General features: G+C 63.8%; 13 protein-coding genes. 11 read left to right on the top strand and 2 right to left on the bottom strand.

Annotated elements, in window-relative coordinates; translation table 11 throughout:
• Positions 1-4: 4 nt before the first annotated feature.
• On the bottom strand, positions 5-1,492 hold the full coding sequence (locus KBX18_RS01380) for a dynamin family protein (protein ID WP_255994522.1): 1,488 nt from the start codon (positions 1,490-1,492) through the stop codon (positions 5-7).
• 3 nt (positions 1,493-1,495) lie between these two features.
• Positions 1,496-3,322 carry a dynamin family protein gene (locus tag KBX18_RS01375; protein WP_005286240.1) on the bottom strand — a complete coding sequence of 609 codons (1,827 nt, stop codon included), beginning with the start codon at positions 3,320-3,322 and terminating at the stop codon, positions 1,496-1,498.
• 240 nt (positions 3,323-3,562) lie between these two features.
• Between KBX18_RS01375 and KBX18_RS01370 the strand changes: the two genes are divergently transcribed.
• The 11 genes from KBX18_RS01370 to KBX18_RS01320 all read left to right on the top strand — a co-directional run bounded on the left by KBX18_RS01370 (position 3,563) and on the right by KBX18_RS01320 (position 12,036).
• Complete coding sequence (locus tag KBX18_RS01370) at positions 3,563-5,065, top strand: hypothetical protein (RefSeq protein WP_255994521.1); 1,503 nt, start codon at positions 3,563-3,565, stop codon at positions 5,063-5,065.
• 124 nt (positions 5,066-5,189) lie between these two features.
• Entirely contained in the window at positions 5,190-7,013 is a 1,824-nt protein-coding gene (locus KBX18_RS01365; protein ID WP_255994520.1) for an Hsp70 family protein, read from the top strand.
• A gap of 4 nt (positions 7,014-7,017) precedes the next feature.
• The gene (locus KBX18_RS01360; RefSeq protein WP_255994519.1) at positions 7,018-7,371 is read left to right on the top strand and encodes a hypothetical protein; all 354 of its coding nucleotides are present in this window, start codon (positions 7,018-7,020) and stop codon (positions 7,369-7,371) included.
• A 68-nt stretch (positions 7,372-7,439) separates the two neighbouring features.
• Complete coding sequence (locus tag KBX18_RS01355) at positions 7,440-7,988, top strand: RNA polymerase sigma factor (protein ID WP_255994518.1); 549 nt, start codon at positions 7,440-7,442, stop codon at positions 7,986-7,988.
• Between the two features lie 62 nt (positions 7,989-8,050).
• A complete protein-coding gene (locus tag KBX18_RS01350; RefSeq protein WP_255994517.1) occupies positions 8,051-8,767 on the top strand; it encodes a hypothetical protein in 717 nt (238 codons plus the stop codon).
• 83 nt (positions 8,768-8,850) lie between these two features.
• Positions 8,851-10,368, top strand: a complete 1,518-nt coding sequence (locus KBX18_RS01345) for an acyl-CoA carboxylase subunit beta (RefSeq protein ID WP_255994516.1) — start codon at positions 8,851-8,853, stop codon at positions 10,366-10,368.
• 23 nt (positions 10,369-10,391) lie between these two features.
• Positions 10,392-10,616 (top strand): acyl-CoA carboxylase subunit epsilon, encoded by a 225-nt coding sequence (locus KBX18_RS01340; protein ID WP_005286259.1) that lies wholly within the window; start codon positions 10,392-10,394, stop codon positions 10,614-10,616.
• A complete protein-coding gene (locus KBX18_RS01335; protein ID WP_255994515.1) occupies positions 10,616-11,206 on the top strand; it encodes a nucleoside triphosphate pyrophosphatase in 591 nt (196 codons plus the stop codon). The genes KBX18_RS01340 and KBX18_RS01335 overlap by 1 nt, the downstream gene beginning before the upstream one ends.
• Positions 11,207-11,216: 10 nt before the next feature.
• Positions 11,217-11,390 (top strand): hypothetical protein, encoded by a 174-nt coding sequence (locus KBX18_RS01330; protein ID WP_005286265.1) that lies wholly within the window; start codon positions 11,217-11,219, stop codon positions 11,388-11,390.
• On the top strand, positions 11,391-11,636 hold the full coding sequence (locus KBX18_RS01325) for a DUF3253 domain-containing protein (RefSeq protein ID WP_255994514.1): 246 nt from the start codon (positions 11,391-11,393) through the stop codon (positions 11,634-11,636). It begins immediately after the preceding gene.
• A gap of 4 nt (positions 11,637-11,640) precedes the next feature.
• Entirely contained in the window at positions 11,641-12,036 is a 396-nt protein-coding gene (locus KBX18_RS01320) for a DUF3151 domain-containing protein (protein WP_255994513.1), read from the top strand.
• Positions 12,037-12,040 lie beyond the last annotated feature (4 nt).

Below are 12,040 nucleotides of genomic sequence, written 5' to 3'. Positions count from 1 at the left end.
CCGCTTAGGTCAGCGCCTGGGTGTCGCGCTCCATCTGGTCGTAGGCCTGGTTAAACACGACCATCGCTTCTTCCTCCGAAGGGTCGAGCAGCCCGAAGGAGAGCATCTGCATTTGGGAACGACGCTCGCGGATGCGGTCCAGAACCGTCCACGGGTTCGCGTTCGGCGGCAGGTCCAAGCGCGTCGGCGGCGGACCAGCATGGGCGAGCCGCGCGGCTTCGTGGATGAACTCCTCGGAAGCATGCGCTGCCAGCAGCGACTTCAGCGTGATCAACAACTTCGCCGGGATGGCAACGGGGTGGTTGCGCAGGGTGTGCAGCGTGTGTCGGATCGGCTCGGTGAAGGCCGGGTGGCGGTAGACCAGCCCCTCAAGGTCAGTGAGGATCTCACCAGCGCGGTGCAGGTAGGCGTACCAGGACAGGTCGCGCTCCAGCGCCTCGCGGATCGCACCGATGCCAGAGGCGCGGATCAGCCAGTCATTGAACGCCGCGCCGCCCTTGACGGCTTCCTCGTGGCCGCGGAACAGGCCGTACTCACCAATCAGGTCGACGACGTTCTCGATGCGGTGCGCTGCGTGCCGGTTCGGGTCCGGGGCCGCTTGAAGGGAGTGGGCGGAGAAGCTGGCATCGATGTTGCGGGGTCCACCGGAACCCTTATTGCCTTTCGAGTAGAGGGCGGAGACAAGCTCCAAACGCGACTGCGATGTCACCGCGGCGATCTCACGGGTCAAGGACTCACTGACCACGCCCGTCGCCACTGTTTGCGCCAACAGGGCGGAAACCGGCATGACCCGGGAGACGAAACCGCCCAGCTGCTGGGACAGGCGCGCAGCGTGCTCGTGGGCTTTCATGATCGGGTCTTCGTCGCCCAAGGCCCCCTCACCGAAGGAGTCCGCGCGCGACAGCACGCCCAGCGTGTTCAAGGGTGTGAAACCGAGCTGCTGGATGAACTCGACCTCGTCGCGGCGGGGTGCAGAGTCAAACAGGAACACGGCAGCATCGGCGTCGACGGAGGCGGAACGGGTTTGCTCGTAGCCGTCGATAAGCGCGGCGCGCGTTGTGGCTTCATTTTCCGCTGTCAGCGTTGCTGTACCCGGGGTATCGATGAGCGTGTACCTGCTCACCGCTTGCGACGGCAACCAGCGGTCGATGAACGCGATCTCCGCCGCCGGCACCGGCAACTGGGACACGCGCCCACGCTGGATCGGGATGGGGACCTGCTCGTCGCTGCGCAGGTAGGCCACGGCGCGATCCGGCATGCCGTTTTGGAACACGGTGACCACGTTGGTGGCCTCCAGCGCGCGGGTCTCCGCGACAGGCGCGCCGACGAGCGCGTTGAGCAGCGTCGACTTGCCGGCCTTGATGCGGCCGACAATGACGATGCGCGGCGGCGTCTGCACGCGCGCGATGAGCGGGCCGCAGGCGTGGGCCATCTCCGGCGACAGCGACGCCAAGCGGTGCAGCTCATTCGCAATCAATTCGAGAATGGACATGTACTACCCCGCTTTCCGTGCCGTGAGCTGATCGATCATGGTCTCTGCATCACCGTGAGCCTTGCGCACGCGCGACCGGTTCTTCTTGATCACTTCCAGGCGCCGATTCCGTGTCTCCTGCCGCTGATTAATGGTCTTTTGAGCACGCGCGATGCGCTGCTTCAAGTCACCCAGTTGCGCTTCCAACTGGGCTGTGTAACGGGCGGAGATCAGCGGTTGAGCCACCAGTGTGAACTGCGTCAAGATGTTGTTGGTGTGCTTCACCGCCGAATTGCGGGACTCATTGAGCCAACTCTTCAGCTGGGATTTACCCGACTTGATGGCACGGAACCCGAAGGTCACGCCGAACCACGCGGCACCCGCAATGATGCCCACGCCGGGCACCAGGGCCGCACCGAGCAGACCACCAATGGTGGAACCGCCGGAGAAACCCATCATGAGCATCATCGGGTCGAACGTGTCGCGCATGTTGCGGTTCACTTCAGCCGTACGGATTTCCCCGATGTGCAGCTGCTCGCGGATCTCCGCGATGATCTCGTCTGGGACGGTGGAGTTGCCGAAGATCTTGTGCAGATAGGCCTCCACATCATTACCGAACTGGCTGACCGACACCACCACCGCACGCTGGAAATCCTCTTCCATCAAACGGGTGAAGTGCTGCGGATCCTTGCGCAAGACCTGGATGCCGTGCTTGTCGATGAAATCCGTCCACTTCGTGCGGATCTCCATGAGATCCTCATCCAACTTGTCCGCGGCAGACTGGCGCATGAGCTGGAGGTCGCGGTTCAAGTGGCGTTCCCACACTTTGGCCTGCTGGCGCAGCTCTTCGAAGCTGGCCTTCTGCTCCTCCAGTTCAGGCAGAACATCCTCGGCCTGCTCGAGATCGCGCTGCTCCGTCTCCATTTCCGCTTCGATGTCTTCCAGCGCACGGTTCATGATCCGCAGCGCGTTGGCCACCGGCAGCGACTCCGCGCTGGCGAAGCGATCCGCGATCTCTTTACGCAGCCGTGCCAAGCCGGCGAAGGCATCGACATTGTCGTCGTCAGTGCCCAGTTCTGCGAACGGCAGTAGCGAGGACACACCGATGACGGGAATGTTCTCGCCGACGTGGGCGGCAATGAGCTTCTCGTCCTCGGCGACGATGTCGCGCCACCGCGTCATGTTCTTATCCGTCTTGGTCACCGCCACGACCACGGACGCGGAGACCTCGTGGGCGTGCTTGAGAAAGTCCATCTCCGGCTTGGTCAACGGGCTAGAAGCATCTGCCACCACAACGACCACACTGGCGAAGTTCTCCGTGTCCGCCTGCACAGCTGAGTCCGCAGAGCCGATGCCGCCGATGCCGGGAGTGTCAATGACAATGGTGTCGCCCATCTTGGAACCGTCGACAGCAATGTGCGCACGGGTGGGTACGAATCCGTCGAAGGACTGCAACGCGCGGTCCACGCGGCTGGGCAATTCGGTCAGCGGATGAATCTCCGTTCCCTCGGCCGAGATCAAGGCCGCACTACCGGCGGGGATTTCCTCGGTTTCAGGTCCGATGGCGATGGGAATGACCGTCGTAAAGTCCGTGCTCGACGGTGAGACTCCCTGCCACCCCACAAGCGCGTTCGCCAACGAACTCTTGCCGCGGTTGACCTCGCCGGCGAGAATCACTGTATTCGTTTGCAGCTCCGCCGACGCCGCTTGCTTGACTCGCACCGACACCTTCGCCCGTCCGCGCTTGTCCAAGATCCCCTCGCAGACACGGTCAATGTAGCCCTTGGCCTTGGCGTGCACGTCCTCCTGCTGGGCTGCAGGCGCTGCGGTGGATTGATCCGGCTGGGTCACTTCTTAAGCTTTCTCACGTGTGGGGGTTAGCTAGAGGGAAGTATATGCGTCCCCCATTGTGGCGGAGATATCGCCGGGCGGGGCAGGGACAGCCCCTTTCCACGCGCGCGGAGGAAAGATATGCCAGACTCTTATGCAAAATTCAGAACGAAACCGCCCTCCAGGGTGTAACCTTCGCAGGCTTTCCCCGCATCCAAACTGTGACCGCATCGCACCTTCATGAAGAAAGGCCCCTCCCCCGTGTCCCGTATCAGCACCCGCGTCGCCGCGATCCTCACCACCGTTGCCGCTGCCGGCGCGCTGACCGGCTGCTCCGTGCTGGAGCAGTTCCAGCAGCCAGAAGAGCAGCAAGCCTCCGAAGAGCAGACCACCTCCGAGGTCCCCGAAGAAGAGAAATACGACACCGGCCAGTACCGCAAGGAACCGCACCCGGGATGGCCCGAAACCCCGGTTGACATGACTTCCTACTCAGAGGGCAACCAGATCGGCTACCAAACCCTGCTGCCCTACGAGGTCGACCCAGAACGGTTCACCCAAGGCCGCATGCCAGTGCGCTACAACACGTTCGGCCGGATCAGCCTGGTCTTCCCCGACGCAGTGAACGAGGCGACCAAGCCGTTTGAGAAGAACTACATCTCCGGCTACATTCACCCCGCCAGCGACGAGGACGGCAACCAGATCGCCGAAAACTACATCTGGCGCTTCACCGACCCGACCTCTGCCGAAGGGTTCGCCAACGCAATTCGCGACACTTACCTGGCAGAGGGCGGCATCAACTGGGAAGACGACACGACCTACCCGTTGGAGTACATCGACATTCCAGGCCACCCCGGTGCCGCTGGCATGAAGGATGAAGAAGGCGACCAAGTCCACATGGTGACCACGTACAACGAGTTCGTCATCTTCGCCAACGCCATGGACAACCGGGACCTGGATATGGCCGAAGAGGAAAAGAACCAAGACCTGACGTGGGCGGTGGACTACATGTCGAAGTTCCTCACCATGCAGCTTCCGATGATGGATGACATTGAAACCCACAAGACCGAAGAAGGCTTCGGCAAACACGACAAACTGCAGCCGATGGACCCGGACAACATCCTGAAGTACGTCGTGATGTCCCCAGAGGGCGTGGAGATGACCGGCCCTGTCCCCGCCCACATGAACAAGCGCGCGATGAACGGCATGTTCAAGGCCACCGGTGAGGTCTCCCGCTTGCTGGACCAAGCCGACATCGAGGCCATGGCGATCGGTGAATCCACTCTCTTCCGTCTGGCCAACCCGCAGAACGCGGAAATGATGCTGGCGTCCTTCCGTGCCCTGGACTCCGAAGACGACCCGGAGAAGTTCGACGAGCCGCAGGGCGTGCCCGGCACCGAGTGCTACTCCACCTACGAGGGCAGCGGAAAGCTCCACTACTGCTACCTGAAGTACGAGAACTACTACGCCCACATCTCCAAGTTCGAAAACACTTCGGTGAACTCCGAAGCGACCATTGGCAACGACCCGGAAGAAGAAGCAAACAAGGTCGACCCGAAGACCCAGCTGTCCCAGATGGTTGCCGCCCAGTACCTGATGCTGCGCGCTGCGGTAGCTGAGGCAGAGGGCAACGCGGACGGCGCTGCAGAGAGCTCGGCGGAGGACACCGCAGAAAACACTGCAGAGAACACGGCCGAAAACAATGCGGATAGCGCCGCGAAAACCCTCTCTGAAACGACTGCTGAAACCCCAGCAGCGGAGTCTTAGAACCCCTTCCTTGGAAAGGCCGGATACCCTCCGGTTTTTCCGGGGCGGGGTGTAACCTCCCGCCCCGCCCCGGCATCTAACTACTGTTAGCCATGAAGACCACCTACTGCTAGGGAGGACCCCCATGTCCAAGGACTGGACTCTGTCCATTGACTTCGGCACATCCAACACCGCGGCGGCGCACACGAACCCGACCCGCGGTGGTGTGGAAGCCGTCAGCCTGTCCCACGACAGGATGACCATGCCGTCGTCGGTGTACATTGAGACCCCCGAACACGTCGAGACTGGCGACGTGGCCCTGAACAAGGCGGAGGGCAACCCGGACGGCTTCCTCGCCGCGCCGAAGCGCGTCATCCCGCAGCAGATCTTCCAGATCAACGGCTACGACATTCCTGCCTCCACCCCGGTTGCTGCCGTGTTGGAGTCGGTGGTGCGCCGGGCGTCCCGCGAGCACAATGACCACCGCCCGGCTGAGCTCGTGCTCACCCACCCGGAGGCGTGGACGGACGCGGAGATCAAGGTGCTTCTCGACGCTGCAACGCAGCTCGGCCTCAACGCCACCAACATCCGCACGGTTTCTGAGCCGAAGGCAGCCGCCCAGTACTACTCGGCGAACCAGCCGTTGGAACCGGGCGACAAGATCGCCGTCTTCGACTTCGGCGGCGGCACCCTCGACGTGGCTGTGCTGGAGGCGCAAAACGACGGGTCTTTTCACATCGTGGCTGCCCGCGGTGACAACTCTCTGGGCGGCAAGAGCTTCGATGCCCTGATTCGGCGTTGGGTCGACCGCCAGCTTGAGGACGACCACCCGGACCAGATCGAGTACCTTCGCCGCCGCGCGCCCCTGTCCGACCGCCACGCCGTCGAAGACAGCATCCGCCGTGCGAAGGAGGTCCTCTCCGAATCCCCCACCGCGACGATCACCGTCCCCGGCGAATCCGAATCTGTCCGGTTGACGCTGACCCGCAACGAGTTCGAGGACATCATCCGTCAGCCCGTCCAGCGTGCGACTGACTTGACGCGCCAGACGCTTATCGACGCTGGCGTCACCTCCCCCGGCGACCTGAAAGCCCTCTACATGACCGGCGGGTCATCCCGCGTCCCGATGGTTCAGGAGGAGATCAAGAGCCTCGGCCCGGTGGCCAACCTCGACGACCCGAAGATGGTGGTCGCCCAGGGTGCGCTGTCTGCCGTCGCGCCGATTGTCACCGGTCTGCATACCTCGACTGCGCCCATCACGCCGACGTACGCCGGCCAGCCGGGTCCTGCAGGTCGGCCGGGCCAGTCGAGCCAGACCGGCCAGCCTAGCCAGTCCGAGCCCCGCAAGAAGAACCGCACCGCCCTGGCTGTCGGCGCAGTCTTGGGTTCGGTTCTCCTCATCGGCGGCATCGGCGCCTTCGCCCTGACCCGCGGCGGTAACGACCCCGCTGAGAACCAGGCGCAGGATGGAGGCACCGCGGCTGAATCCGCCGGCGAGTCCACGGCACCAACCCAGACTGAGTCCGCAGAGCCGAAGACCGGCGAAGAGATCTATGCAGCACTACCGGAGAAGCTCCAGGGCGCCGTCCAGAACTGCTCCTTGAACACAAGCAGTTCGGGTCTCCTCGGCGCGCCCAGCATCCAGTGCAAGGTCAACACGAATAGCGAGGGGGTTGAGCACTTCCGTGAGGTAGGCCGCTACGCTTCCTCCTACGTGAACCTCGCCGTGAACCAGGAGGCCGCGAAGCGGGAACGCGCCTTGATCAAGCAAGGCCGCTACTCCAAGTCCGATGAGGGGATCATGGAGGAAAACTCCGACGGATCCGCAGCCATCGGAGCCGACTCCGATGATCTCTACGATGCTTCGATCACCTACGCCGATACTGAGACCGGCGTGGTGATGAGCTCCTTCGACTTCGCCTCGCCCCAGGATGCCGTTGACTGGTTCAAGACCTACGACCTTCTCTAACGCCATGATCACACCAGAACCGATCCCAGAAGGCTTGACCGAACGCTCCCTGAACACCGCGTTCACCACCGAAGAGTGGCCGGAGTGGGACGAGGCTGACCTCGTTCCCGATGTCGCGGCCGAGGACGACGCGACCGACACCATCGATGACGATGACCTCGCGCTCGACGACCCGGTCGACGCCGACACCGCTCCAGCTACCACCGAGCCAGACTCTGACCCTGCGCCAGAAACCGACCCCGAGATGCCGGACTCTGCCGACCCAACGGAGAGCTTCGATAGCACGGCGGACACCGACGACACGGACGACATGTCCCTTGACGACTACGAGGATCTCGACACCGATCCGGACTTCTAACCCCCGCGCCGGCATATCTGCAAGGGTTATGCGGGCAGTCCGGGCTGCCCTAAAGTAGCCTGTCCGTTATGCACGAACCCCAGCTCATCGCTAACGCCAAGGCCGGCGATCAATCGGCCTTCGCTGAGCTGGTGAAACAGCACGAGGTGAAGCTGTTCAACGTGTGCCTGCGCATCACGGCGAACCATCACGATGCGGAGGACGCCTTCGCGGCGGCGCTGTACCTCGGGTGGAAGAACCTGGAGAAGTTCCGGGGCGAGTCGGGCTTTGGCACGTGGATGTACCGCATCGCCTCGAATGCGTCGCTGGAGATTGTTCGGAAGCGACGCCCGGAGGTCTCCATCGATTCCCCGCTCGGTGGCAACGACGACGCGGGCCCGTTAGAGATCGAAGACGTTGCCGCGGAGTTCGAGGAGTCCATCGCCGACAATGACTCGTTGACGAAGGCGCTGGCCGCTATCCCCGACCAGTCCCGCGAAGCACTCGTGCTCGCCGAGGTCGCCGGATTCACGCTCGCGGAGATCGCTGAACACCAAGACTCCTCCCTCTCTGCAACAAAGGTGCGGGTGCACCGGGCACGGAAGAGCTTGCGCGAACTACTCGCCGCCAATGCTTAGCGAGTGGAGACTGTCACCCGCAACCGCAGGTCCACGGGGCCGCTGCGGTGTAATCTGCTGACATGTCTTCCTCGCCGCTCACGTTCCGCACCCGCATCGTCACAATGCTTGCCGCTACAACGACGGCGTTCGCCTGCGCTTTCGCGCTTGCAGGCTGCTCGCAGTCCACGCTCCCCGATTCGGAGGAGCCCGCCCTGACCACAGCAGCCGCCCCTGACGCGCAGGACGATGGTGACGCCGAGGGCCCGGCCACCGTCATCGAGACCGTCACCGAGAAGCCCAAAGACAAGCAAAAGGACACAGAGAAGTGCGCGCAGCTGCCAAAAGATCCACGCGAGCAGTACCCCTCTAACTCTGCTCCGGGCCGGATGCCTTCGACGGACGGATCGGACTTTAACTACTGGATCGAGGACATCGATAACCACTACGACCCGTGCGCGCCGGTGAGCTGGATCATCTTCCACGGCGGCCGCGGCAGCGTCGACGGACCCGCTGGCACCGGCGCCGCTGTGTCGGATGGCATCGCGTTCTACATCGACGGTAAGCCCGATGGAGATATGCGTACCTTCCGCGGGATCACCAACGTGACCCTCAACGATGACACCATCGACTTTTCCTGGAGCGAGCGCCAGCAGGACCTCACCGGAAGCGTGAAGCTGCAGAACCACGTCACGCTCGGATTCGACAACGGACGGATTGCACCGGTCAGCGGTGATGTCGAAGCGTTCAATCTTTACTGGAACGGCAGCCAGTACATGCTCGGCCACTACGGAGAGTAGGGCCCAGGACAAGGGTGGTTAACGGTGGGGGAGGTTGCGTCGATAAGCGAATGGATGCACCCGACCCCGTAGGATGAGGCGTTATGACCGACAAGAAGCCCGACATGACCACCACCGCCGGCAAAATCACGGACTTGCGCAACCGCTTGGCGGAGGCTCGCGAGCCGATGGGCAGCGAAGCCGCGCGCACCGCAGGTGAAGCCGGTATTTCCACGGCCCGCCAGCGCGTGGAAGCGCTGGTTGACCCCGACACGTTTGTGGAGACGGACGCCTTGGCGCGCCACCGCGTCGAGGAGCACGGCATGGACCGCACCAAGCCCGTCACTGACGGTGTGGTCACGGGCTATGGGCTTATCGACGGTCGACGCGTCGCGGTCTACGCCCACGACTCCTCGATTTTCGACGGGCAGCTCGGTGAGGTCTACGCCGAGAAGATCCTGAAGGTCTACGACTTGGCCATCAAGACTGGTGTGCCGGTCATCGCGATTCACGATTCCACCGGCGCGCGCCTGCAAGAAGGCGTAGTCACCGCCGCGATGTCGGCACGCATCCTGCGCAAGGCGACAGAAGCCTCCGGTGTCGTGCCGCAGATCTCTGTGGTGGCGGGCGAAGTCGCTTCCCTGGCGGCGCTGCTCGTGCCGTTGAGCGACCTGGTGGTCATGGTCGAGTCCGCCACGATGCACCTGACTTCCGTTTCGGCAGTGACCAAGGTGACCCGCCGCGTGGCCACCGCGAAGTCCCTCGGCGGTGCCGACATTCACCAGACGGTCACCGGCGTGGCGCACCTGACCGCCGGATCCGACTTGGAGGCCATCCAGACCGTGCGCGAGCTGGCCGCGTTCCTGCCGGAGAACAACCGCGCCGCCTCCCCGATCAACGACAACTCCGCCGAGCCGGACACCAGCTCCCTGGACACCTACATCCCGGACAATGATTCCGCGGCGTACGACGTCCGCGAGATCATCACCCGCGTCACCGACAAGGGCCTGGTCGAGCTGGGCCGCGGTTACGCCGATAACGTTGTCGTCGGTTTCGCGCACATCTCCGGCCGCGCCGTGGGCATTGTGGCCAACCAGCCGAGCGTGCTGGCCGGCTGCCTCGACCACGCCGCCGCGAAGAAGGCCGCCGCGTTCATCCGCGTCTGCGACTCCTTCAACCTGCCCATCGTCGAATTCGTCGACTCCCCCGGCTTCTTCCCCTCCGAGGAGGAAGAGCACCTCGGTTCCGCCAAGTACGGTGCGGCGCTTGCCTTCGCCTACGCGGAGGCCCAGGTGGGCAAGATCACCGTGATCACCCGCCGCGCCATCGGCCCGTCGTACGTGGTCATGGGCTCGAAGGACTTGGGCGCCGACATGGTCTTCGCGTGGCCCACCGCGCAGATCGCGCTTGCGGACGCCACCACCGCCGCTGAGCACCTCAGCGTCGACGCCGACGAGTACGCTGCAGCCCACCTCACCCCCTATGTGGCCACCGAGCGCGGGCTTGTCGACGCTGTCATCGAACCCTCCCACAGCCGCACTCAGGTCACCGAAGCTCTGCGTCTGCTGGAGCGCAAGGTGGTCTACGCCATCCCGAAGAAGCACGGCAACATTCCGCTGTAGCGAGATCTGGAAGGAAGCTAACCATGACACAGTCACAGTCCTCATCGCAGCCACAGTTCACCGTGGTCAAGGGCAACCCGACTGAGGCCGAACTCGCTGCTTTGACCCAGGTCTTGAGCGACCTGCAGCAGGAGGCGAAGTCCCGCACCGCTGGCGGCCACCGCAACCTGTGGGGCCGTCCCTCCAACCGTGTGCACGGGCCGGTGGTGTTCAACCCTTCGGCGTTCAACTCGACCGCGCTGTTCTAGTGCGTCTTGTTCTAGCGTCCCAGTCGCCGTCGCGGCTGATGATCTTGCGCAACGCCGGCGTGGAGCCCGTGGTCAAGCCTGCGCACATCGACGAAGATGCCCTGCTCGCCTCGCTTATCGACGCCTCCCCCGCCGACTCCGTGTGTTCCCTCGCCCACGCTAAAGCCGAGGCCGTCGCACCGGCCTACCCGGACGACATCGTGGTCGGCTGCGATTCCATGCTCTTTCTGGGCGGCCAGCTGCAGGGCAAGCCGCACACCGTCGAGGAGACGATCCGCCGCTGGCAGGCCCAGCGCGGCCAGACCGCCGAGCTGATCACCGGCCACGCCATCGGTTACAACGGCACGTGGATCACCGATGCGGTGTCCACGAAGATCCGCTTCGGCGATGTTTCCGATGCCGACATCAAGGCCTACGCTCGCTCCGGTGAACCGCTCGAGTGCGCCGGTGCGTTCACCCTGGAAGCCCTGGGCGGTTGGTTCATCGACTCGATTGAGGGGGACCAGACCAGCGTCATCGGCCTGTCGCTGCCGCTGCTGCGCAAGGCGCTCTACTCGTTCGGGGTCAACGCCTCCGAGTTGTGGGGCTAGACTCGCGGGCATGGCCCTCACTGACTTTTTCCGGAAGAACATGGCACCCATGTTCCCCGCCAACCTCTACATGGCCTACCTGTGGCGGAAGAAGCCCCTGCCCATGCAGGCCGTCGCCCTGGCACGGTTGCCGCTCCAGGTGCCGATGATCACCGGCGCGCTCGACATTGCCCGCGGGCGTTAGGTGGGGTTGGGGGAAGAGATCGTCGCTAAGCTGGCGGAGCGCAAACCAGAATCCTCAATCTGCCCGTCCGATGTCGCACGCGACCACGGCGATGACTGGCGCGACCTGATGGACGACGTGCGCGCGGCTGCGGCTGAACTCGCCGCTGTGGGCACGGTGATCATCACCCAGGGCGACCGCGAAGTCGACATGGCCGCGGCGAAAGGCTCGATCCGCATCCGCCGCGGCCCGAAGTGGCAGGATTGACCCCATGGAATTCAAGGACATGATGGCCCCGCCGCCCGTGCAGCTACCGGACGACCCCGCCGCAGGCAAAGAATTGCTCAACGACGACACCGCCCTCACCCACCCCGACTCCCCCAGTGTGTGGGCCGCCCGCGCCCGCCGCGAACTAGATGGCGGAGAGCTGCTCGTGGCGTATGCCTACGCGCGCACCGGCTACCACCGTTCGCTGGACCGCCTGCGCGCCAACGGGTGGAAGGGTTGGGGCCCGGTGCCCTACTCCCACGAACCCAACCGCGGCGTTCTCGAATCGATCGCAATGCTGGCCTTGACCTCTCAGGCCATCGGCGACAACGCGGAGTACGACCGGTGCCGCCAGATGTTGTCGGATGCGGATCCGGCGGCCGTCGAAAAGCTGCTGTAAGCCG

The organism is Corynebacterium sp. CCUG 69979 (assembly GCF_024454095.1).
Classification (GTDB): domain Bacteria; phylum Actinomycetota; class Actinomycetes; order Mycobacteriales; family Mycobacteriaceae; genus Corynebacterium; species Corynebacterium genitalium.
The sequence above is the reverse complement of the archived record's forward strand: the minus strand, read 5'-3'. Positions and strand labels throughout refer to the sequence as shown.